Below are 22998 nucleotides of genomic sequence, written 5' to 3' on the forward strand. Positions count from 1 at the left end.
ATCACTCCTTGAGCAGGGAAGCAAGCAACTTTTGGCCGGAGTGTTTAATCTCCATGGGGATACCTGCCACGACTACATATACTTCATCAGCACTTGAAGCTAGAATTTGGTTGCTTCGTCCGGCTAAATCTCGGTAAGCTCGGGCTAAAGGATTTTCAGGTACAATTCCTTGGCCGACTTCGTTGGAGACAAAGATGACTCGCGGTTTGATTTCTCGAGCTAGATGGGCAACGTTCTTCACCACATCCAAGATCTGAGGTTCAAGCAAGTTATTGAAGGCATCATGGCCGTTCTCCAGATCTGTCGAGAATTCTTCCCCGCCGGGACAGGAAGGGGTTGCGGGGTGTGATTGTCCTGCCAAGAGCAGATTAGTAAGCCAAAGGGTGACACAATCAAGGAGAATGACCCCATCTTCATCTTTAAGTTGCAGCAAAGTTTCACGGATATTGACAGGTTCTTCGATTAGTCGCCAATGGGGTGGACGTTGCAGTTGGTGCTTTTTGACGCGGAGGGCCATTTCTTCGTCCCAAATCTGAGCGGTGGCAATGTAAATGACCGGACGCTTGGCCTGAGCGGCAAGAAGTTCTGCAAAGGAGCTTTTGCCGCTTCGAGCACCGCCTGTAACTAGTGTAAATTGAGACATAGCATTCATCGACTCCCATGTTTTGTGATTAAGACAAGAATAAGACATGAATAAGGCTTAGTATTCCTGTATTCCATAGATTTAGATTGATTTTTCACTGACTCCGGCATCAGCGAAGGTGGCCATTTCCTCAAGAATATGAAGAGCGGCTTCAACTAAGTAAAAGGTTAAGGCAGCACCTGTTCCTTCTCCCAGTCTCATATTTAAGTTAAGTACAGGATCCAGACCCAGGCCTGCTAAAGCATTGCGATGGCCTATTTCGACGGAGCCATGAGAGGGAATCATATAGGCAACGCTTTTGGGGGCAAGTTTGGCGGCAATAAGTGCGCCGGCAGTCGAGATGAACCCGTCTACCACTATCGGAACATGGTTGGCAGCTGCTTGAAGAATTGAACCGGCAATGGCTGCGATTTCTAAGCCCCCTACTTTGGCTAGTACATCGAGGGCGTCCGTTGTGTTCGGCTGATTGACCTCAATAGCTTTTTCAATAGCTCGGCGTTTTCGGATGACTCCTGCGTCATCAATTCCGGTTCCACGTCCAACGACATCTTCAATGGAGGAATTTGTGAAGAGGGCGACAATGGCTGAACTTGGGGTGGTATTACCAATTCCCAGCTCACCCGTGGCAAAGAGGTTATATCCTTCGAGTATCTTTTCCTCGGCGACTTGGGCTCCAACGAGAAGAGCCTGGAGAGCTTCATGTCGGGACATTGCCGGACCTTTAGACATGTTCTGAGTTCCGTTGGCCACTCGCTGATGAATAATGTTTCCATCTATGGGGAAGGCAATACCGACATCCGTTAAAAAAACATCTGCATTCGCTTGGCGAGCAAGGACATTGATAGCGGCACCGCCATTCATAATATTGTAGGCCATTTGAGGAGTTACTTCCTGCGGAAAGGCACTTACCCCTTCTTCAACAACGCCATGATCTCCTGCCATTAGGAGGACGGCTTTCTTCTGAATTTTAGGGTTGGAGGTTCGTTGGATGCCGCCAAGTTGTTTGGCTAAATGTTCTAATTGGCCCAGGCTTCCCTGAGGCTTTGTAAGTGAATCTAAGCGCACTTGAATTTGGGCCATAGCCTCTTGATCGAGATCTAAGATGTTTGCAGTAAGTTCTTCTAACCGAGCATAGAGTTGATCTTCCGTTAAGTTTTTCATGTAATTTCCTCCTCTAATAATATCGTATTTTGTAAAATAGAAAAGTCCCGACCACAAAAAAATCTGTGGTCGGGACTTTACCGTCATCACCGCCGCTTTCCACACTATGGAAAGACGTAACATCTTAGGCAGGTCTCCTGGCTATCGAATCATTGCATAACTCGTCACCTTCCCAGCTAAACCAGTGGTTGACGAAGCTCATCGAGTACAGTGGTGGGTCCGCGTCGGTTTTGTACCGAACTTCCCTATTCTCCCCAAAGGGGCACCTAAAATGGAAATATTTTTTTCTTTTAGAATAGCACAACTTTTTTTTAATCTCAAGGAAAATTTATGAGAATTTGCGAGAATTATGGATAGACATTTTTACAAGCGTGTTTCCTTCGTATATAATGGTAGGTATTAGTAAGTTGATATTATTAGCAATTGCATAGAGGAATATGAATAGGAGGAACAAGTGTGTTTGAGAGCGATATACTGGTAGCTGGAGCGGATCCTGGATTCGGTGCGATAAAACTGGACACAGGAGAAACGAAGGTGTTATTTCCTGCTGTGATTTGTAAAGGAAATGAACGGATTTTTTCTACCTTAGGAAATACCCTAATTAGTAAAGGATCAGACTTACAAACACAAATAGCATCACTGGACGTTATCGTTAAGAATAATTCCACAGATGTGGCAAAGCATTATTTTATGGGGAGTTTAGCTGAGAGTCTAAATCCAAACGAAGCGCACTATTGTTGGGATGAAGACAAATCCTCGGATGAAGAAGCTACCGCATTACTGGTAGTTGCTTTAGCTCTTGCTCAAAAGGGCCCCAAAGCGAATGTATATTTGGGCACCGGAGTTCCGGTTAAATATTATGCCAGCTTAAAGGACAAGTATGAGGCCGAGTTAAAAGGATCTTTTTCTGTTGAGTTTCGTTCCGGCCCTATGAAGGGAACGACCCGTCAGCTAAATATACTGCGATCTCGTGTGCTTCCCCAAAGTTATGGTGTATTTATCAAGGAAACCCTTAACGAATATGGAATTCCCACAAGCGCTAAGTTATTTAGCGGGTATGTGGTGGTGATAGATCCGGGCTTTAGGACAACAGATATTGCTACCTTTTACGATGGCGTCATGCTCGACCCTCCCAACTCATTCAGTATCGAAAAAGGGTTAAAATGGGCTTACATCGGAGTAGCTGAAAAGTTGAAAGAATTGACAAGTGATCATGCTAATCCGATTGAAACGGATGATAAAGAACTGGATAAAATTTTCAGGGTAAATGGTGGGCTGTATCCTTGGAATAATGGGACAATTAACCTAAATCCGATTATGAAGAGTATGCTCACTCAGTTAGGGACTGACATCACACGCGAAGTGAAAAAGGCCCTAAAACCAATGCTCGGTAAATTGCATACGGTTATTGTTGCAGGAAAAGTCGGAGAAATGGTTTATGAATATATTCAAATGGAGAATAAAATGCTGATTGAAGACCCTCAGTTTGGTAATGCCACGGGATTTCGGATCATGGCTGCCACTTTGGTCAATAATATTACCAAGAAATCGGACCACTCAGCATGATGTCTTCTCAGCCCTTATTTATTCCCCTGTATTTTGATGAATCTGAAGCGGATCTTTGGATAGCTTTACAACAAATTGAGCCGGAAAAGAGAACTTCCTTTATTAAAGAGACTTTGAAACAGGTATTAATAGAGACTGACAGGGAAGTGATTGTTAGGTATCCGATTCATAAAGCGGCAGAAGATGTACTGGAGATCAGTGATGACGGTCATCAAGATGAGGAAACTCATGCAGAAGAGCTGGAAAAAGAAGTGGAGAATGGGGTGGAACGGCCAGGCCCGTTTACCTTAGAAGATTTATTTATTCAAACAGATCACCCTCATTCGGACGAGAAACCGGATAATATGATTACGCGCGAAGAGGTTACTTCAATATCCGGCTACGAGTATATGATGAAACATATTATTGGTACGGAAGAGGATGAAACTGTTTTAAAGATTTTAAGAGGAAAATAAAAAACCTTTGATATAACTGCTAAAAGTGATGTATAATTATCTCTTAGCATAAGTACAAATAACAATATATAGATAAGATAATAGATAATGAATCAGGTTTTCAGATATTAAAAGGAGGAGAAAAATCATAGACGGTCTGCTCTGGAGTGGCATAAAGGTTTTAATTGCTTTTTTGTTGGTCGGATTAAACGGTGTTTTTGTTGCTGCTGAATTTGCAATGGTCAAGGTTCGAAAGACTCGTTTGGCGGAACTTGCAGAGAACGGCTCCCGCAGAGCAAAAAGCGCCCTCGATGTCACCTCGCAACTTGATGCGTATCTTTCAGCCTGTCAACTGGGAATTACGTTGGCATCTTTAGGTCTGGGTTGGCTGGGTGAACCAGCGATTGCAACTCTAATCGAGCCTTTGTTCGTGAACCTAGCCGGTTGGAATACGATCTACACTCATTCCGTTTCTATAGCAATAGCCTTTATTCTCATCTCTTTCTTACACATTGTTCTGGGAGAACTGGTCCCTAAGTCATTGGCCATTCAAAATGCAGAAGGTATTGCGCTTGCTAGTGCAGCCTTTTTGAAATTTTTCTATTGGCTATTATACCCAATTATTTGGGCGCTTAATAGCATAGCTAATGTGGTTTTGCGTATTTGGGGCATTGAACCCGCCAATGAAGCTGATTTATCACATAGTGAAGAAGAGCTGCGAATGTTAGTCGATGCCAGTCAAAAGCATGGATATTTAGATAAATTAGAAGGTAAATTACTGGACAATGTGTTTGAATTCTCTGATCGGATCGCTAGTGAGGTCATGATTCCTCGTCAAGATATGGTCTGCATTTTTATCCAGGATACATTTGATGAGATTCTCGAAGTTGTTAAGGAGTATGGGCATACGCGATATCTGCTGTGTGATGATGATAAAGATCATGTGCTTGGCTTAGTCCATATGCGAGACATTATTCGACTGCAGGAACAGTCGGGAACGAAGGATATTACTCAGATTAAACGGGATATTCTGGCAGTTCCTGAAGGCATGCCGATTTCTCATCTTGTACAGAGAATGCGAAGTCAACGAACTCATATGGCTGTTGTGGTGGATGAATTCGGTGGATCAGCCGGGCTGGTTACGCTTGAAGATATGCTGGAAGAATTAGTCGGAGAAATCTATGATGAATTTGAATTGGAACAACCGCCTATTCAGAAACTTGCTGAAAATGAATATGTGCTTAATGGACGTGTCCTTATGGAAGAAGTTTCTGAAATGTTAGACATTCAGTTAGAAGAAGAAACAGTCTCTACAATTGGGGGATATGTGTTTTCTAGGTTAGGGCGCAAGCCTGTCAAAGGGGATGTCGTTTATTTTGATGGCTTCCATTTTGAAGTTATGGAGGTTATGGGCTTTAGAATCACCAAGGTTATGGTTAAGAGAAAGATACAGGAAACCAAAACCAGCGAAGTGACAGGCGTCCATAAAGCGGTTTAATTAGCAAACTTTAGTAGACCGCCCTCTTGTGTTAGGTGAAGAGTGAATAATAGTTACCTTATATAAGTAAAATAAGTGAAGGAATACGTCAGGTTTGGAATTTAAAAGGAGGATAAAAAATCATAGACGGTCTGCTTTGGAGTGTCATAATGATAGTCATGGCATTCTTATTAGTTGGATTAAATGGAGTTTTTGTAGCTGCTGAGTTTTCGTTGGTTAAAGTACGTAAGACGCGTTTGGCAGAGCTTGCGGAGAATGGTTCTCCGAGAGCCCAAACTGCCCTGCACGTGGCCTCTCAACTTGATGCATACCTTTCAGCCTGTCAGCTTGGGATTACACTCTCTTCTTTGGGTTTAGGCTGGATAGGTGAACCAGCGATTGCTGCCCTTATAGAACCGTTGTTTGCTGGTATCGCCGGTTGGAACACAATTTACACTCATACTATCTCTATAACGATAGCCTTTTCGATCATTTCCTTGTTACACATTGTTTTAGGTGAGCTTGTCCCAAAATCAATAGCGATTCAAAAAGCGGAAAGTACGGCACTTGCTACAGCTGGCTTTTTAAAAGGTTTTTACTGGATTTGTTACCCAGTAATTCGGTTACTTAACGGCTTGGCTAATCTGGTGTTGCGTATATGGAAAATCGAACCTGCCAATGAGGCTGACTTATCCCATAGCGAAGAAGAACTTCGAATGCTAGTTGATGCCAGTCAAAAGCACGGGTATTTGGATAAATTAGAAGGGAAGCTCTTGGATAATGTCTTTGAGTTTTCTGATCGTAACGCTAGTGAAGTTATGGTGCCACGGCAAGATATGGTGTGTATCTTCATACAGGACACCTTTGAGGAGATTCTCAAAATCGTCAAAAGTTATGGACATACGCGTTATTTGTTGTGTGATGATGATAAAGACCATGTGCTCGGATTAGTCCATATGAGGGACATCCTCAGGCTTCAAGAACAATCGGGCGAAAAAGATATTTGTCAGATTAAACGGGATGTCCTGGCAGTTCCTGAGGGCATGCCGATTTCTCATCTTGTACAGAGAATGCGAAGCCAGCGGACCCACATGGCAGTTGTCGTTGACGAATTTGGGGGATCAGCAGGATTGGTCACCATCGAAGATATGTTGGAAGAGTTAGTCGGAGAAATCTATGATGAATTCGAGCTGGAACAGCCTCCAATTCAGAAACTGACTGAAAATGAATATCTTTTGAATGGACGCGTCTTGATGGAAGAAGTCTCAGAAATGATGGATATTCAATTAGAGGAAGAAACGGTCACAACAATTGGGGGATATATATTTTCGAGGTTAGGACGAAAGCCTGTTAAAGGGGATGTCATTTACTTTGAGGACATTCTGTTTGAAGTAATGGAGGTTATGGGATTTAGAATTACCAAAGTTAAGATTCTAAGGAAGCCCCTTGAAAATTTAACGCCAGCGAAGTAACAAAGAACATGACTCTTCTGACCAAACCTTGAATTTATTAGAGGCCTGCAAATAATCCTTTGCAGGCCTCTAATCCCTATAGATATAGAAAAATGGTAAATATTCTTAACAAAAACGGATTTTGTTTTCCTGCAACCAGAAATTGGTTTGAATCAGATAAGCAAAGAGCTGTGGAATGTCCATTAATTGCCCAAACCAAGGACGACCCGAAGGAATAGTATCTGAGAGCTTCATTAAATCCTTAAGTGCAGGGAGATTTAAAAACGGAAGAATCGGGGAGGTGCTGTCTTCGATGATTTCTTGCAACCAGGTACGAACAGCTAATAGGTAACTGGGGTGATGAGTTTTTGGGTAAGGGCTTTTGCGACGCCAAAGCACATCTTCGGGTAAGACCCCGGTAAGAGCATGTCGGAGGAGTCCTTTTTCTCTGCCTTCCAGGGCTTTCATCTCCCATGGGATGTTCCAGGCATATTCAACAAGACGATGATCGCAGAAGGGAACACGCACCTCTAACCCAGCAGCCATGGTCATGCGATCTTTGCGATCGAGGAGTGTAGGCATGAAACGGGTTATCGTTAAATAAGTGATCTCACGGATACGGGCTTCGCGTTGAAGATTCTTCTTGACAGTTCGGCTGTCTTGATGGACAGCGGAAGAACCCGGCAGTTGGGGGATCTCGGCAAGAGCCTCTTCATAACGTGTTTTCAAATAGTCATGGGGTTGCAGACGTTCAATAAGGTCCGGAGATAGAACTTGTAAACGATTTTCCACATGAAGGGCCCAGGGAAAGGTTTGAGCTTCCAGCGACTCTTGACGATGAAACCACGGATATCCTCCAAACACTTCATCGGCACATTCCCCGGATAATCCCACGGTGATCTTCTTTTTAATCTCGCGGGAAAAGAGTAATAATGAGGCATCTACATCAGCCATTCCAGGAAAATCGCGGGCTAGTGCAGCGTCTTTGAGTGCCTGGACAAGTTCAGGGATATTAAAGGAACAGTTTGTGTGTTGGGTACCGAAGGTCTGAGACATTCGTTCAATCCAAGGTCCATCAGCTCCGGGTTGGAAAGCATTAGGAAGAAAATACTTATCATTCTCAGCATAGTCTACAGAGAAGGTCGGCAGAGGCCCTTTATTGTTTTGCGCTTGGGATTCCGCGGCAATTGCCGTGATTGCACTTGAATCTAACCCTCCGGAGAGCAGGGTGCCAATGGGCACATCTGAAACCAACTGACGTTTTACTGTATCTAGAAAAAGGTCACGAATCTTTGCGGTGGTTGTCTTTAAGTCGTCTTCATGAACGTTATTAGGTAAGGCCCAATATCTGCGAATGTGCAGTCCGTTTTTAGAGTATAACAGAACATGGCCTGGTTTTAATTCGGAAATGCCCTCGAAAACACCTACTCCGGGACTGCGGGCCGGGCCGACGAGGAAGATTTCGGATAAACCTTCTTTTCCGATGATAGGGGAAATGTCAGGGTGCTTCAATAAAGCTTTTATTTCGGAAGCGAAAACGAGGGAACCGGTCTGCTCACGATAAAAGAGCGGTTTAACCCCTAAGCGGTCACGTGCAATAAACAACTGTTCTTCTTTACTGTCCCAAATTCCAAAAGCGAAAATTCCATTTAAGCGCTCTACGCAGGAGGGTCCCCACTCTAAGTAGGATAGAAGTACTGCTTCAGTATCAGAATGTCCCTCGAAAGAATAACCACGGCTTATAAGTTCTTGGCGGATCTCTTGTGTGTTATAGAGTTCTCCATTATAGATGAGGGTAAAGGTATATTCACCACGCTTACGAATCATGGGTTGACGACCGCCTTGGGGATCAACCACTATTAGCCGTCTATGTCCGAAAGCAACACGTGGGGAAAGCCAATATCCTTCTGCATCAGGCCCTCGGGGAATTAAGGTATTTGTCATACCGATTAGAACTTCTTTTTGAAGAGTCAGATCATGCTCCCAATTAACCATGCCAACGATACCACACATTTTGCAAGTCCTCCTTTGTTTGAAACAGATAATCATTATCAAATACTTTATACAATCTATGTCTTCAGGATGTAAAAGGTTCCGTTTTTTTGAGTCTTTTAGTTCTAAGGAAATTAGATTGAAGCCAGGGGAAGGGTCTGGATTTCAAGTTGGACCCACTAGTTATTAATGAAGACCATGCTTGATATAATATGACATAAGCAAGTTGCTGGTTAGGTTAATCAGATGCGGTCAAGTCATAAGGATCCGGTTCTGCGCAGAATAGGTTTTACTTCACTCTATAGTATTAGCCGAATATACTGGTGCTATCTAAAATGATTATCAATCCTTTTACAACCACTAAAAGTATCACAAGGGGGAAAGCGGTATGTATGTCATAGATCGGTTTGAAGGGGACTGGGCTATTATTGAAACCGATAATCGCGCCACGTTTAATTTACCCCGCAGTGTCTTGACAGCGGATCTTAAAGAAGGGGATATAATTAACATCTTAGTAAGTCTTGATTCAGAAGCAACAAAACAGCGTTCGAAAAATGCTAAAAGTCTGCTGGAAAACTTTTTCGATCAATAGAAGAGGAGTTTGCAACAAGTGTTATTTCGCATAAAACAGTTTATCTTACCCATTATCATTTTCTCGGTGTTTGGTCTTTCCGGATGCGGTAGAGCGGAAATTGCTCCTGCTCAGACTGTTACTGGAACCAATGGAATATTGCAAGTTCATTTTATCGACGTTGGTCAGGCAGATAGTATTCTCCTAATTTCCCCCGACGGAGAGTCAATTCTTATAGATGGTGGAAATAATGATGATGGGCCAGAAGTAGTAAGTTACTTAAAATCTCAGGGGGTCAAAGAACTTTCAGCTATTGTAGCAACCCATCCTCATGAGGACCATATAGGAGGATTAGATTCGGTCATTCAAAGCATACCTCCTAAAACCGTCTATATGCCAAATGTAAGCCCTAACACCAGAACCTTTGAAGACTTTACGGCTGCTGTTAATATCAGTGGCGCAAAGAAAGTCCAAGCAAAAGCGGGAGTGAGCTTGAATGGACCGGATATTATGGGGATATTTCTTGCACCTAACAATAGCAGTTATGAAGAGCTGAACAATTACAGCGCAGTGCTAAAAGTGACCTATGGTAAAGTATCCTTTCTTTTCGAGGGGGATGCTGAAGATATTTCCGAAGAGGAAATGCTTCGGAATAGACAAAACTTAAAAGCAACGGTGCTTAAAGTTGGCCATCATGGGAGTAAAAGTTCAACAACCAGTGAATTTTTGAAAGCCGTATCTCCGCAATATGCCATTATTTCGGTGGGTGCTGATAATGAGTACGGTCATCCAACAGCAACTGTTTTAGATAGATTTGCCGAGGCCGGGATTGAAGTATTTAGAACGGATCAATCAGGAACGATTGTAGCTTCGACAGATGGAGAAGTAATAAAATTTGATAAGAATGTATCAACACCCTCTGCCTCTACTTCACAGGGGCTGGTGGAGTTATCGAATGTTGATTTAAGAGGAGAAGCAGTGACCATTACTAATAGGAGTAATACAGCGGTTAATCTAACCGGGTGGAAATTAGTGAGTGAAGTTGGCAATCAAATCTATAATTTCCCTGCGGATACAACCTTAACTCCAGGTGGGTCGCTTAAAGTTGTAAGTGGAGAGAAAGCACGGGCGGGATCGGATAGTTTACTTTGGACGGAATCAAATATCTGGAACAATGACGGCGATCCTGCAGCACTTTACGATGCTCAAGGGCAACTGGCAGCTAAAAGATAGTGGCTAGGTTATTGGAAGGCAATTCCATGGGACTATGAACAAATATGTAAAAATTATGATACAATACGATAAATGGATGGCAAGCGAAATTACAATGTTAGGAAATGTAGAAAAGGAGTGATTTTTTATGAAGGTCATGGATGTTATGCAAACAAATGTCATTACCATTCAAATGGATCTGGAAATCAAGGAAATCGCCAAAATATTATATGACAATAAGATTTCCGGTGCGCCTGTAGTTGATACTGCTGGGAATTTAGTAGGGATTGTCAGTGAAGGAGACTTATTACATAAAGAAACAAATCCACAGATCCCTGGAGTGTTTGGAATTTTAGGAGCACTTATTTATTACCGGGGTGTTAAGCAATATGAATCCGATTTAAAAAAGTTGATTGCAGTGCAAGCCTCAGAAATTATGACTCCCAATGTTGTGAAAATCTCTAAAGAAGCCAGTATAGAAGAGGCAGCATCCTTAATGGTTAGTAAAAAAATCAAACGATTGCCCGTTATTGAGAATGGGAAGATCATTGGAATAGTAACTCGAATGGATATTATAAAAACCTTAATTGCAGATTAAAAGAACCGAAACAGGGGGAAAAAAGGGGACAGGTACGTTGTTTATTTCCATTGTCAAAACAACGTACCTGTCCCCATCTGTTCCTATTTGATATAATGCGATACCCTTGCGACAAAGAAATTGCAAAGATATCGAATCCCTATTTTCGACATTGTCACCAACATAAACCGATAATATCTGATATAATAGTAAAAATGTACAACTTTCGCTTGAATATAGCCCTTAAAGAAGCTCTGTTGAGAGGAGGAATGTTGTGGACATTCATGAAGTGCAAAGATTGCAATCTGATTTATTAAAAATAATTGCAGAAGGATCTGGAGTAGAGGGTATAGTTGAAGCCTTAGCCAAAGTGATTGAAGCCCCTGTTATAGTGACAAATGAATTTCATAAAATTCTTGCTTCCACTCATAAGGATTACCCCAGACATTCCTTCATCAGAAGTAGTAATATTGGATCTGAAAAGAGTCCGGAATTGTATCAAATTAATTTGGGAAGCAATATGAATGAGGCTTATCAATTTCCCAGTTTTATTAAAAATAAAATCCTTGGTTATTTAATTATTTTCAATGACGGATTGGATTCTATGTCCATACAAAGCTTGGGAGAAGCCACATCTCTTGTCTTGGCGGTTCAGTTAGCTAAAGATAAGGAGTTTTCGTTATCTGAGAAGAGGTATATTGATGCCTTTTTATTTGACCTTCTCTATGGCAACATAGAATCTGGGGAGGATATCATTGCCAGAGGGGAACTATGGGGATGGGATCTGAGTCGACCACAATGTGTTTTAGTCTTTGAATTAGAGGATTACGACTATTATTCAGGAGACAGAGACCAGCTTGAGGTGCTTTTTGACAGCGTACAATCAGTGATGAATGAACTGGGCGAAAAACCAATTTTAACAAAGAAAAAGGGGGAAGTTATAGCTATCCTCTTTAGGTCTAAGGATGGTCAGCAGGAACAAAATGAATACACAAAGCTATTGGCAGACAAGATAGAAAGTCTCGTAAAGCAAAGAATACCTTCTAGAGAATTGCGCTTAGGAATCGGGAGGATATACAAAAAACCAAAGGACATCTTCCGCAGTTATCAAGAAGCAAAAGTCGCCTTGGAACTGGGAAAGTTGATGGACTCACGCTTGAGGACCCCTTTTTTTACTAAGTTAGGGGTAGCAAGGATTCTGTATAATCATGACCGCCATGAGTTAGCAGAACTATACAAAGAGACTATAGGAGAACTCGAACGCTACGATCTTCTAAATAATTCAGATCTTATGAAAACCCTGGAAACCTTCTTAGCACATCGATGTGATTTAAAGGAGACAGCTAAAGTGAGCTATGTACATCCTAACACCTTGCGTTATCGTTTAAAGAAGATTCAAGAAATATTGGATGCTGATCTGGATGATATTGACACGAAGCTCAATCTTATGGTTGCCTTTAAAATTAAGTTTCTCGTGGCATCAGAAATTGATAAATAATCTCAGTTTCCTATAAGCTGCACAGGGAAAGGGGGAGAAACGATTGACAAGCGACGTTAAGGTGTATAGGAATGTTTGTCCTCGTAACTGTTACAATACTTGTGCTATGCTTTCACATGTAGTCAATGGCAAATTACTTAAAGTAGAAGGAGACCCTTCACATGGATACAGCCAGGGACGTTTATGTGCTAAAGGGTATGCTTATACCAGCTATGTTTATAGTTCTGAGCGGTTGCGGTATCCGCTAAAGCAGTATCCCAGAGGGTCAGGGAATTGGGTGCGCATCACCTGGGAAGAGGCGTTGAATCTTATTTCCGCTAAACTATTAGATTTGAATCATCGTTATGGTTCCAATCGCTCTCTCGCTTATAACAAATGCTCAGGCAATGTTGGTATTTTACATTATGCCACAGAAGGAATGTTTAACAGTTTTGGTTCCCATACTAAGTTAAGAGGAAATCCTTGTATGTCTGCAGGAATGGATGCTGTAACATATAGTTCTGGAGGGGGAAAAAGTCCTGATCCTGAAGCCATGTCAAACTCTAAGCTAATCGTTATTTGGGGAGCCAACCCTGCATGGACGGCTATTCATCAGCTTAAGTTTATTAATCAAGCCAGAGATAAAGGGGCTGTACTTGTTGTCATTGACCCAGTCTATACCGCAACGGCTGCCACTGCAGACTATTATATCCAAATACGGCCTGGCACTGATGGACTGCTAGCCTTAGGGATTGCTAAGGTTTTAGTTGAAGGGGGCAGGTATGATTCATCGTTTGTTGAGGAACATGTTGTAGGCTGGGACAGTTTTGAAAGTTATCTTACAGAGAAAGTAAGTTTAGAAGAGGTTCAAAGTATAACTGGAGTTGCGAAAAATGTTGTAGAGTTACTTGCAGACCTATACTTTCGAAATGATCCTGCGGCCAGTTGGTGCGGCTTTGGCTTACAACGCTATCAAAATGGCGGTCAAAATGTGAGAGCAATCTATGCGTTGAGTGCCTTAACTGGCAATGTTGGCAAAGCAGGCGGAGATTTTTATTATTTTCATCCCGCTACAGATTTTTTTCCATTGAATTTATTAAATTATCAAGGTCCGAATGATGGTCAAGTTACGAGAACTATTGATATAAATTATTTTCCATCACAGGCCTTATCACTAGTGGATCCACCGGTGAAGTTTTTGTGGATTGCAGGCAGAAATCCATTGAGTCAGGACCAAGAGGTTCAAGATTGGACGAAGTTGTTAAAAGAACTGGAAATGGTAGTGACTGTTGATTTATTCATGACAAAAACCGCAGAAGTGTCGGATATTGTTCTCCCGGCGACAAGTCAGTTTGAGGATTTGGATATTAATGTGAGTTACTGGCACCATTGGGCTGCCCTAAACCAAAAAGCTATTGAACCTTATTATGAGACAAAAAGTGATTTGGAAATTGCTCAACAATTGACTCGAAAGTTAAATGAATTACAGCCAGGTTTCTCTAATTTTCCATCTGAGAGATCTGCTGAGGAATGGGTTGAGAGTGAATTTACTCCGGAAATATTAGAACTCTACGGACTGTCGAGTTGGAGAGAACTTGAAAAAGCACCAGCAAAACTGCGAATCGGAAACAAACCCTGGCTTGATTTTAAAACGGATACGGGTAAATTTGAAATTTTCTCCAAGGATGCCAAAGAAGACAGACTTCCGGCATTGCCAAGATTTTGGGCTGGAAGCAGTGATCCTTCCTTTCCTCTCCGTTTGTTAACCCCGCAAAACATTACGGGCATCCATTCTCAAAACTGGTTATTAGAGTGGATAGGGCCTGACGAAAGAAGAAATGATGTAACCATGAATCCATTCGACGCTGTTTTGAGAAAGGTTCAGGATGGAGATGAGGTTAGAATTTATAATGCTCAGGGAAGCGTTACTCGGAAAGCAAGGTTAAATCAGGAAGTATTACCGGGGATAGTTATAATTTATCAAGGCGGCAAAGAACCCGTGAATAGTCTGCTTTCCGGTTTATCTGCGGATATGGGGAAAAAGTACAGCGGAAGTGAAGGTGCTGCACTTTATAATGCTTTTGTCGAAGTGGAAAAGATCGTGAGGAGTCAGATATGACTGAGCAAATGGGTTTTTTGTTTAATGCAGAACGGTGTGTAGGGTGTAAGTCCTGCGAGATGGCTTGTAAAAATGAGAACTCTACGCCAGCTAATGTCAATTGGCGCAGAGTATCATCCCAAGGCACGGGAAACAATCTATCAATCTCCTGTAATCACTGTGAAAGTCCAGAATGCTTTAGGGTTTGCCCGCAAAGAGCTTATGTTAAGCGCAGGGATGGGATTGTGATGATTAATATAAATCGTTGTGATGGGTGTATGACCTGCGTTTCTGCTTGTCCCTATAAAGCACCTCAATTTGACTTAGAGAAACAAAAGGCTAGTAAATGTACGTTTTGCCTGCCGCGCAGAGAAGCAGGCCTGCAACCAGCGTGTGTAAGTGCGTGTCATACTGGAGCTCTAAGCGTCATAAATACTGATCAGCCTCCTAAGAATACAGTGCCAACTATAGAAGGTTTTCCGGATATTCGACTGACGAAACCCTCTATTCGGTTTCGACCTGTCAAAGAAAAATTAAGGTATTGGATCAAATAGTGAATGATGACTTGATGATATAATTAAGTAATAGGTCCTCCCAAGCAGAGTGAACTTAATCTGCATGGGGGGATTTCATTATTCAGCACTCATACCCCCGTCTTTGTATTTACATACAAAAAGATCAGGCGATATCTATACTCTTGTACAAATCCAAATGTGCAATAATAGTAATGAATGGGGGTGATTTATATGTTGGATGGCATGATGGCTCAAAAGACATTCAAACCGGCTGGTGAAAACGTTTTGGCCCTAATAGAGCTGAGAGCCTACGCATATGACGTCTTAAGGAGGACTTTTGCTTCGGAACCGTCACAAGAGTATTTAGTCTTGATGAAGGATACCATTGATCAATTTCCCTTTTCCTCAGAAAGTGAATATATTCTCAAAGGTATAGAGGCTGTTAAAAAATCACTTGACCAACTTGACCCAAGTGTTGGGATTAGTAAGGACGTCTCGGAAGAACTGCTTTGGGACTATACCCGCATGTTTATCGGTCCCGATCAATTAGTTGCACCCCCTTGGGAGTCGGCCTATGCCAATGAGGACAAACTCCTTTTTCAAAAGGAAACTTTGGCGGTTAGAGAGGCCTATCTAAAATATTTATTTCTCCCAGTTCAATTTCAGCAGGAAGCTGACGACCATATTGGCTTGGAGCTGGATTTTATGTATCAGCTATGTCTTATCCTTTATGAAAAAATGAAGTCCGGGGATTTGAGTTATGCAGAGGTTTTAGAGGATCAGAAAAGCTTCCTTCAACAACACCTTCTAACGTGGGTTGATCGCTTTGGCAAGGATGTTGTAAATAATTCTGCCACGGATTTCTACAAAGGAATGACAAATATCCTGACAGGATATTTGTCATTAGATCAAAGAGCTATCGAGGAGCTCTTGGCAATCTAAAAGAGTGTGTTTTAATTTCTATGGAGGTGAATCTTATATGGCAAATCTGGTCGATAAAGCAATTACCCATAAGCTAAGCAGAAGGTCTTTTCTTGGTTTGTCAGCAGGTGCCGTTGCGGCTGTCGCTCTTCCGGGGTGCGGGTTGCAGAAGGTTGATGCTGAAAAGGCTGCCGAGTTATCCCAAAAAGAAGGAGAATGGATCACCGCGGCGTGCTGGCATAACTGCGGGGGTCGATGTCTCAACAAAGCATATGTTGTTGATGGGGTTGTCCTTCGACAGAAAACAGACGATACCCATCCAGACAGTCCGGACTTTCCTCAACAAAGGGGCTGTGCTCGGGGACGTTCACACCGAAAAATGGTTCTGGGAGCAGATCGGCTCAAATATCCGATGAAGCGTAAGAACTGGGAACCCGGGGGCGGTAAAAAAGAACTTCGAGGTAAGGACGAGTGGGTTCGTATTACTTGGGATGAAGCTTTGGATATCATGGCCAGTGAGCTTAAGCGAATCAAGGAAAAGTACGGAAATGCGGCCTTCTTTGCGCCTGCCGGCGGTTCTGGCGGCGGAATGGAACCGCAACGCGTCTTAAATGCCTATGGCGGGTGCACAGAGCGTTGGGGGAACGTTTCCTGGGGATCATGGCCTGACGTTTACAGTACTGTTACAGGACTTCCGAATAATGGATCCTCCTCAGGTAATGACCGATTTAGATTGCGTGATTCAAAACTCATAATCCTCTGGGGTGCAAACCCTGCTCAATCAAGTCAAGGCCTTCCGACCTATAACTATTTACAAGCTAAGAAGGCCGGGGCGAAGTTTATTGTCATTGACCCACTTTATACAGAGTCTGCCAGAACCTTGGGAGACGAATGGATTCCGGTTCGCCCTGCGACCGACACAACCTTGCTCTTAGGAATGGCTCATCATATCATCACTAACAATTTACTCGATCAGAAATTCTTGGATAATTGCACGATTGGATTTGACGCTGATCATATGCCAGAGGGCGCAGACCCTAAAGAGAACTTTAAGGATTATGTTCTTGGAACCTACGACGGGACACCAAAGACTGCGGAATGGGCTTCAAAGATCTGTGGTGTCAGCGCAGAAATCATCCAAAAGTTTGCTCAAGAATATGCCACGACTAAACCGGCAGCTATCATTTCAGGGGGAGCACCAGCCCGTATCAATAATGGAGAACACTTGCCGCATGCCATGATGACCCTCGCCTATATGACGGGGAATGTGGGAATTCCGGGCGCGGGAGTTAGTCCTAATATGCATAACTCGGCAACTAATGCCGGGCCGGCATTAGTTCAACCCGGGGGTAATGGCATCCCTAAAGTTAACAATCCCATCGCTAAAAATCGAATCAATAGCGGGGAAATGTGGGATGCGGTTCTTAATGGGCAATTCACTGAAAGCAAAGGAAAGATGGTCGACGTTAATATCCAGATGATCTGGAACTGGTTTAGTCATAACTTGAACCAGAGAGCCGGTACGACCCGAGGGATTGAAGCTCATAAAAAAGTTGAATTTGCAGTTGCTCAAAATCTATTTTTGACTACTGACGCCAGGTATTCTGATTTAGTATTACCGGTTACGTCCCAATGGGAGAGACTGGGAGGTTTACTCACAGGAAATCGGGAAATTCTCATATATCATACACAAGTTATCAAACCGCTTTTTGAGACTAAAAGTGATATGTGGATTGTGACAGAAATCGCTAAACGCTTAGGGGTAGATACCAAAATTGTTAACCCAATTTCTGAGGAGCAACAATTATACAATGCAATTGCAGGTGCAAAGGTCATCAAAGCGGATGGATCTGATTATGAGAAATTAGTAACTTTGACTGCGGAAGACATTCAGGAACTTGGAGCAAAAGGGACACCTCAGACCGGACGAATTTCCTATCAAGAATTCAAAGAAAAAGGGATTTATCAAGTCCCAAGATCTCGTGGAGATAAATTAGAATTTACGAGTTTTGAAGATTTCTTGGCAGATCCTGTTGGCAAAAAATTGGCCACTCCCAGTGGTAAATTTGAAATCTACTGTGATTCCCTCTCTAAGAAGATCGAAAAAATTGGTTTTAGTACAAAGTCTCCTATCCCGAAATATGATCCACCTTTGGAAGGATATGAAGATGGCTTAAAAGATGGCTATAATTTCCAGATTGTAACGATTCATTATTATAGACGTTCCCACTCAACGCTGGACAATGTTCCCTGGCTTCGGGAAGCTTTCCCACAAGAATTTTGGATGAATGCGAGCGATGCCGCAAATTTGGGGATTAAGAACAATGATATCGTGAAAGTAACGAGCCGTCACGGTTCCGTAATCCGTCCCGCCTATGTCACAGAACGGATCATGCCGGGAGTTGTGGCCCTGGGAGAAGGGGCCTGGGTTGAGATGGATGAACAAGCGGGAGTTGATAAGGCCGGAAGCACCGGGATTCTTAACGGACCTATCGCTACGGGTCAAGGTCATTCAGGCTATAATTCATGTAATGTTAAGGTTGAGAAGTACAATAAGCCACTTGAGCCAGATGTCAAATGGCCTCAACGAATCATTTTCTAAGAGAGGTGAAGAAGAATGGCACAACTAGGATTTTATTATGATATGACGATTTGCACGAGTTGCAAAGTGTGTCAAATAGCCTGTAATGATAAAAACGATTTGGAAGTCGGGACTCTTTTCCGAAAAGTTCATAATTTTGAAGGGGGAAAGTTCCCAAAACCTTGGGCGTATAACCTCTCCATGGCCTGTAATCATTGTGCAGAACCTAAATGTACGAAGAACTGTCCGACAGGAGCACTGTACAAAAGGGAAAAAGACGGTATTGTAATGTTTGATGAAGAGAAGTGTATTGGGTGTAAGTTGTGCACTTGGTCCTGTCCTTATGGAGCCCCCAAATATATTGAGTCCAAAGGGAAATCAGGGAAGTGTAATTTCTGTGTGGATCTGATTGATGCCGGGGAACAACCCGCTTGCGTAGATGCTTGTCAAATGAGAGCCCTTGAATTTGGTGATATCGAAGAACTGCGCAAAAAATATGGCAATACAGCAGATATCAAGGGACTACCGGAATCAGGAATAACCCACCCGTCAATTACGATTAACCCAAATAAAGAAGCCATGAAGTAAATTCAAGCAAAGTGATAAAAGGAGGCCTGATCAATGTTTGCTGAAGAATGGCCGTTAATGATGTTTACCCTGATTAGTCAGCTTGCAATAGGAAGTTTTATTATGCTCGTGCTCATTCGCTCCATGTTGGCTAAAAAAGATGCTTCGTCAGCTCAACGTCTGACAAGTTTCGGTTTTCTGGCAGTAGGGCCAATCATGGCTCTAGCCCTTTTATTCTCGCTCTTTCACCTGGGGACTCCAATGGGTGCCTATCGATCCATCTTGAACCTAAGTTCATCTTGGTTAAGTCGTGAAATATTGACTGCTGGTTTGTTCTTTGTTCTGTGGTTCGCCACCTACAAAGTTTATCAGAAAGAAAATGCAGGCAATGCCTTGGGATGGATAACCGCTCTAGTCGGACTGCTCACCATTTTTAGCATGGCGAGTATCTATAGCAATTCCATTCGTCCGGCTTGGTCCAATGCCCATACCTTTATCGCTTTCTTCGGAGCTACCCTCGTGTTGGGGTATGCGGGAGCTGCGGCGCTGATCGGTCACATTGCTAAAGGGCAAACTTTATCGGCTGAGGCAATGGCTGCTTTAAAGAAAGTTGGCTATGCAGCAGCAGTGGCACTAATCATTCCTCTGATTTACCTGCCAGTATACTTTGGCAATCTTAATAGTGGTGACGCAGCAGCTCAAGCTTCCAGTATGCTCTTATCCGGCAGCTACCTGATCCCACTAGTCCTTAGGTGGGTACTCTCCCTAATCGGAGTTATGATGTTAATAAACGTAATATTTAAGCAAAGTAAAGGAGCAAAAATTCTTCCTGCAAACAGCATTCTCTTAGCTGTGGCCTTAATCCTGGTTGGAGAATTTATTGGCAGATATGTATTTTATGCTTCAGCAGTGTCTATCATGATAGGATAAAAATACTCAGAATTGATAGTGTTGCCTTGATTTAAAACAAGAAAGATCTCGTAGAAAAATTGATTCTTCAAAAGCAAAAAATCCTTTTCCAAATTGGGAAAGGATTTTTTGCTTTGCTTAGCGCCTTGAAGGTGCTCTAATTACCAATGTTCTGTTAATGTTTGGAATTGCGTGGCTGGGCTTGGCGGTTGCCAAATAATTCTAACGGGGTAACGATAAGTTTAGTGTGAGTGAACTCGTTCTGCTAAAGCTGAACATTGATACTATCGTCACTCGGAATTGATAAAATAACTTGTAAGTATGATAAGTATGATGTATCATACTTCATAGAGGTGGTAAGAAAATGATGCATCATGGTAAGTTTTATGGTTCAACGGTTATGGGAGAACGTGGACAAGTGGTTATTCCTGCCGAGGCCAGAGAAGAAATCGGTATCCTGCCGGGTGAGAAACTTATAGTTCTTGGCAATAAGAGAAGAGGGGTCGTCATCTTATTCAAATCTGATGTTATGACAAGATTTGCAGACATGATGTTTCGAAAAACCAAATTTTTTGAGGAATTGTTTAATTGTTCCGATGGGGATTCGGATCAGGATAAAACAAAAAGATAAGAATCAGCGCATAACAGTTAAGGTAAACATAATGTTCGAGGCTTAAGACTAGGAGGAAACTGATGCCAATTATCATTAAATTCTTTAAAGATAAACGCTTTCGAACGATTATCTCTATGTTCCTACAATTTGTATTTCAGCTTTGGTGGGTTAATAAGAAAAAGCGATTCTTTACAGAAGAAAACTATCAGAAGCAGATTAAAGGGATTTATAGGAAACAGGCTAGCGTGTTTACAGAGACGGCTACAGAACTTGGAGGACTTCTTATCAAGTTGGGACAATTCTTCAGCTCCAGAGTGGATGTTCTGCCCGAGGAATACACAAGTGAGCTTTCGAAGTTGCAGGACGCTGTCAGGCCGGTAGGAACGGGCGAAATCATTAAGCGGATTGAAGAGGAATTTTGCAGACCTATTGCTGAGGTCTTTATGAATTTTTCTCAAGAACCCATTGCATCTGCCTCTTTGGGGCAAGTTCACGTCGCTGAGATAAAAGGGCACAATAAAGTAGCGGTTAAAATATTGCGTCCCGGCATTGAGAAAATCATTCAAACAGACTTTAACGCCCTTCGGTTCATGGTGACTTTTGCCAAGCGATACCCAAAAATAAGTTCAGCGGTTGATTTGGAGCAGATCTATCATGAGTTTGTAGAAACCACACAAGATGAACTGGATTACATTAAAGAAGGTCAACATGCAGATACCTTCCGAGCCAATTTTTCAGGGGACTCTAGAATCAGCGTTCCTGAAGTGTTTTGGGAATATACGACAAAGCATGTACTGGTGATGGAATATGTCTCAGGTTATAAAGTGAACGAGTATCAGGCCCTAGAAAGAGTTGGGTTAGATAGAGCACAGCTGGCAGACACTTTGATCTTTGCTTATGTTCAACAATTACTGACCGACGCATTTTTCCATGCTGATCCACATCCAGGTAATTTATTAGTTAAAGAAGATGGAACCCTTGTTTTCATCGACTTTGGGATGGTGGGGCGGATTGAGAAAGGCATGCGGGAAGAATTAATGGCTTTTGTCCTGGCTCTGTTTAAGAAAGATACTGATCAAATGGTGGCAGCCTTTGAAAAACTGGGATTCCTTCGACCCTATGCTGATAAACAGACCTTAGCGAAAGGGCTTAAACTTATTTTAGGGAATGTCTTTGAGGATCCTAAACTGGGGAACGTCAATTCCGAGGAATTTCTGCTTGAATTAAGAGAATTTATGTATTCTCAGCCGTTTCAAATACCGGCCCAGACCTTGTTTTTAGGAAAGTCGCTCTTAACGATCATGGGGATTTGTGCTGGATTGAATCCTAAGCTTGATCTTGTCAAGACGCTTCGACCTTATGCTGAGGAATTGCTGGCTGGGGAAGAATTGGGAAAAGGCACTGGAGGTTTCATTCTAGACCAAGCGAAGAAAACTCTTGCAGAAGTTATTACTCTGCCTGAAAAATTAAATCGACTTATTACTGGGTTCGAGGGCGGTGAGATTCGGGTTCATCCCTCGAGAAGTTTTGAGTTAAATCTCATACAAAACCAGAGGGATCAGACAAGCAAAATTGTGCGGGCGATTTTTAGCAGCGGGTTTTTAATCTCCGGAACAATTTTGTTAGAAGGCTCATATTTTAAGGTCGGATTGATGCTAATCATCCTTTCAGCTTTGACTTTCGCCTCATTTTTAAAACGCAATTCCGGGCAAAAGGGAATGGGTCAAAGAAGCAAGGGTATGAGAGAATCTTCAGGATTTCGAAAACCGCGTTTTCATCCCTAAGGAAACGGGTCGTTGAAGATTTGCTTTGATTCATAAAGAATTTATCAAGTAGAGGTTCACATCAATTAAAATAAGATTATAAAAAGGAGAGGTATTTATGAGTTTAGAGAACTTTAAGTTTACATTTGAAGAAAATGAAGAAGGTTACACAGTGACTCTTAAAGGGGATAAAGAAAAGCTTAGAGCTAAGTTAGAAGCCTTCGAGGCGTTCCTGAATTTCCGAGAGAAAGCTAAGCAAGCGGGCTTTGAGCATAATGCCAGCGAATCTCCAATTCATCAGTTTTTTAAAGCGATGCATAAACACCATGCACACCATGGTGGTGGACACGGGCATTGTGGTCATCACGGGCACCATGCACAACACCCGTTTAAACACGGACATTGCGGAGAGAGTTCAAAGGGAGAAGCTCCAGTAAATCAAGATCTGGAAAAATAACAGAAGAAGCGTA

General features: G+C 42.4%; 20 protein-coding genes and 1 riboswitch. Of the genes, 17 read left to right on the forward strand and 3 right to left on the reverse strand.

Annotation, left to right across the window (positions count from 1 at the left end; all coding sequences use genetic code 11):
- Position 1: 1 nt before the first annotated feature.
- Positions 2-643: a bifunctional adenosylcobinamide kinase/adenosylcobinamide-phosphate guanylyltransferase gene (cobU, locus tag BUB11_RS23155; RefSeq protein ID WP_073032632.1), complete on the reverse strand. Its 642-nt coding sequence runs from the start codon at positions 641-643 to the stop codon at positions 2-4.
- 81 nt (positions 644-724) lie between these two features.
- Positions 725-1804, reverse strand: a complete 1080-nt coding sequence (gene cobT, locus BUB11_RS23160) for a nicotinate-nucleotide--dimethylbenzimidazole phosphoribosyltransferase (RefSeq protein ID WP_084110495.1) — start codon at positions 1802-1804, stop codon at positions 725-727.
- A gap of 110 nt (positions 1805-1914) precedes the next feature.
- A riboswitch (cobalamin riboswitch) is annotated at positions 1915-2089 on the reverse strand.
- 171 nt (positions 2090-2260) lie between these two features.
- Between cobT and BUB11_RS23165 the strand changes: the two genes are divergently transcribed.
- The 4 genes from BUB11_RS23165 (at position 2261) to BUB11_RS23180 (ending at position 6753) form a co-directional block, all read left to right on the forward strand.
- Complete coding sequence (locus BUB11_RS23165; RefSeq protein WP_073032634.1) at positions 2261-3370, forward strand: ParM/StbA family protein; 1110 nt, start codon at positions 2261-2263, stop codon at positions 3368-3370.
- Positions 3367-3825, forward strand: coding sequence for a hypothetical protein (locus BUB11_RS23170; RefSeq protein WP_073032636.1), 459 nt, complete (start codon positions 3367-3369; stop codon positions 3823-3825). Before BUB11_RS23165 ends, BUB11_RS23170 begins: the two co-directional genes overlap by 4 nt.
- Before the next feature lie 172 nt (positions 3826-3997).
- Entirely contained in the window at positions 3998-5302 is a 1305-nt protein-coding gene (locus tag BUB11_RS23175) for a hemolysin family protein (RefSeq protein ID WP_073032637.1), read from the forward strand.
- Positions 5303-5451: 149 nt separating this feature from the next.
- Positions 5452-6753, forward strand: a complete 1302-nt coding sequence (locus BUB11_RS23180; protein ID WP_073032639.1) for a hemolysin family protein — start codon at positions 5452-5454, stop codon at positions 6751-6753.
- Between the two features lie 105 nt (positions 6754-6858).
- Here the strand turns inward: BUB11_RS23180 and asnB are convergent, their stop codons facing one another.
- Positions 6859-8745, reverse strand: coding sequence for an asparagine synthase (glutamine-hydrolyzing) (asnB, locus tag BUB11_RS23185; protein WP_073032640.1), 1887 nt, complete (start codon positions 8743-8745; stop codon positions 6859-6861).
- A gap of 367 nt (positions 8746-9112) precedes the next feature.
- Between asnB and BUB11_RS23190 the strand changes: the two genes are divergently transcribed.
- The 13 genes from BUB11_RS23190 to BUB11_RS23250 all read left to right on the forward strand — a co-directional run bounded on the left by BUB11_RS23190 (position 9113) and on the right by BUB11_RS23250 (position 22985).
- Positions 9113-9316 (forward strand): DUF3006 domain-containing protein, encoded by a 204-nt coding sequence (locus BUB11_RS23190; protein ID WP_073032643.1) that lies wholly within the window; start codon positions 9113-9115, stop codon positions 9314-9316.
- A gap of 18 nt (positions 9317-9334) precedes the next feature.
- The gene (locus BUB11_RS23195) at positions 9335-10528 is read left to right on the forward strand and encodes an MBL fold metallo-hydrolase (protein WP_073032644.1); all 1194 of its coding nucleotides are present in this window, start codon (positions 9335-9337) and stop codon (positions 10526-10528) included.
- A 127-nt stretch (positions 10529-10655) separates the two neighbouring features.
- Positions 10656-11105 carry a CBS domain-containing protein gene (locus BUB11_RS23200; RefSeq protein WP_073032646.1) on the forward strand — a complete coding sequence of 150 codons (450 nt, stop codon included), beginning with the start codon at positions 10656-10658 and terminating at the stop codon, positions 11103-11105.
- A 253-nt stretch (positions 11106-11358) separates the two neighbouring features.
- The gene (locus BUB11_RS23205) at positions 11359-12582 is read left to right on the forward strand and encodes a PucR family transcriptional regulator (RefSeq protein WP_073032648.1); all 1224 of its coding nucleotides are present in this window, start codon (positions 11359-11361) and stop codon (positions 12580-12582) included.
- Between the two features lie 43 nt (positions 12583-12625).
- Entirely contained in the window at positions 12626-14680 is a 2055-nt protein-coding gene (locus tag BUB11_RS23210; RefSeq protein ID WP_073032650.1) for a molybdopterin-dependent oxidoreductase, read from the forward strand.
- Entirely contained in the window at positions 14677-15213 is a 537-nt protein-coding gene (locus tag BUB11_RS23215; RefSeq protein WP_073032652.1) for a 4Fe-4S dicluster domain-containing protein, read from the forward strand. The genes BUB11_RS23210 and BUB11_RS23215 overlap by 4 nt, the downstream gene beginning before the upstream one ends.
- Before the next feature lie 192 nt (positions 15214-15405).
- Positions 15406-16116, forward strand: a complete 711-nt coding sequence (locus tag BUB11_RS23220) for a TorD/DmsD family molecular chaperone (RefSeq protein ID WP_084110496.1) — start codon at positions 15406-15408, stop codon at positions 16114-16116.
- A gap of 37 nt (positions 16117-16153) precedes the next feature.
- On the forward strand, positions 16154-18697 hold the full coding sequence (locus BUB11_RS23225; RefSeq protein WP_073032654.1) for a molybdopterin-dependent oxidoreductase: 2544 nt from the start codon (positions 16154-16156) through the stop codon (positions 18695-18697).
- Between the two features lie 15 nt (positions 18698-18712).
- Positions 18713-19264, forward strand: a complete 552-nt coding sequence (locus BUB11_RS23230) for a DMSO/selenate family reductase complex B subunit (protein ID WP_073032656.1) — start codon at positions 18713-18715, stop codon at positions 19262-19264.
- A gap of 33 nt (positions 19265-19297) precedes the next feature.
- On the forward strand, positions 19298-20173 hold the full coding sequence (locus tag BUB11_RS23235; protein ID WP_073032657.1) for a dimethyl sulfoxide reductase anchor subunit family protein: 876 nt from the start codon (positions 19298-19300) through the stop codon (positions 20171-20173).
- 343 nt (positions 20174-20516) lie between these two features.
- Positions 20517-20783, forward strand: coding sequence for an AbrB/MazE/SpoVT family DNA-binding domain-containing protein (locus tag BUB11_RS23240; protein WP_242947708.1), 267 nt, complete (start codon positions 20517-20519; stop codon positions 20781-20783).
- Between the two features lie 62 nt (positions 20784-20845).
- A complete protein-coding gene (locus BUB11_RS23245; RefSeq protein ID WP_073032659.1) occupies positions 20846-22549 on the forward strand; it encodes an ABC1 kinase family protein in 1704 nt (567 codons plus the stop codon).
- A 97-nt stretch (positions 22550-22646) separates the two neighbouring features.
- On the forward strand, positions 22647-22985 hold the full coding sequence (locus BUB11_RS23250) for a hypothetical protein (protein ID WP_073032660.1): 339 nt from the start codon (positions 22647-22649) through the stop codon (positions 22983-22985).
- Positions 22986-22998 lie beyond the last annotated feature (13 nt).

The sequence above is a fragment of the Desulfosporosinus lacus DSM 15449 genome, assembly GCF_900129935.1.
Taxonomy (GTDB): domain Bacteria; phylum Bacillota; class Desulfitobacteriia; order Desulfitobacteriales; family Desulfitobacteriaceae; genus Desulfosporosinus; species Desulfosporosinus lacus.

Excerpts from the sequence above, each read along its gene's own strand:
- cobT (WP_084110495.1), bottom strand. The coding sequence starts at position 1,804 with ATGAAAAACTTAACGGAAGATCAACTCTATGCTCGGTTAGAAGAACTT.
- BUB11_RS23235 (WP_073032657.1), top strand. The coding sequence starts at position 19,298 with ATGTTTGCTGAAGAATGGCCGTTAATGATGTTTACCCTGATTAGTCAG.
- BUB11_RS23230 (WP_073032656.1), top strand. The coding sequence starts at position 18,713 with ATGGCACAACTAGGATTTTATTATGATATGACGATTTGCACGAGTTGC.
- BUB11_RS23215 (WP_073032652.1), top strand. The coding sequence starts at position 14,677 with ATGACTGAGCAAATGGGTTTTTTGTTTAATGCAGAACGGTGTGTAGGG.
- BUB11_RS23250 (WP_073032660.1), top strand. The coding sequence starts at position 22,647 with ATGAGTTTAGAGAACTTTAAGTTTACATTTGAAGAAAATGAAGAAGGT.
- BUB11_RS23180 (WP_073032639.1), top strand. The coding sequence starts at position 5,452 with ATGATAGTCATGGCATTCTTATTAGTTGGATTAAATGGAGTTTTTGTA.
- BUB11_RS23200 (WP_073032646.1), top strand. The coding sequence starts at position 10,656 with ATGAAGGTCATGGATGTTATGCAAACAAATGTCATTACCATTCAAATG.
- BUB11_RS23190 (WP_073032643.1), top strand. The coding sequence starts at position 9,113 with ATGTATGTCATAGATCGGTTTGAAGGGGACTGGGCTATTATTGAAACC.
- asnB (WP_073032640.1), bottom strand. The coding sequence starts at position 8,745 with ATGTGTGGTATCGTTGGCATGGTTAATTGGGAGCATGATCTGACTCTT.
- BUB11_RS23225 (WP_073032654.1), top strand. The coding sequence starts at position 16,154 with ATGGCAAATCTGGTCGATAAAGCAATTACCCATAAGCTAAGCAGAAGG.
- cobU (WP_073032632.1), bottom strand. The coding sequence starts at position 643 with ATGTCTCAATTTACACTAGTTACAGGCGGTGCTCGAAGCGGCAAAAGC.
- BUB11_RS23245 (WP_073032659.1), top strand. The coding sequence starts at position 20,846 with ATGCCAATTATCATTAAATTCTTTAAAGATAAACGCTTTCGAACGATT.
- BUB11_RS23240 (WP_242947708.1), top strand. The coding sequence starts at position 20,517 with ATGATGCATCATGGTAAGTTTTATGGTTCAACGGTTATGGGAGAACGT.
- BUB11_RS23220 (WP_084110496.1), top strand. The coding sequence starts at position 15,406 with ATGTTGGATGGCATGATGGCTCAAAAGACATTCAAACCGGCTGGTGAA.
- BUB11_RS23170 (WP_073032636.1), top strand. The coding sequence starts at position 3,367 with ATGATGTCTTCTCAGCCCTTATTTATTCCCCTGTATTTTGATGAATCT.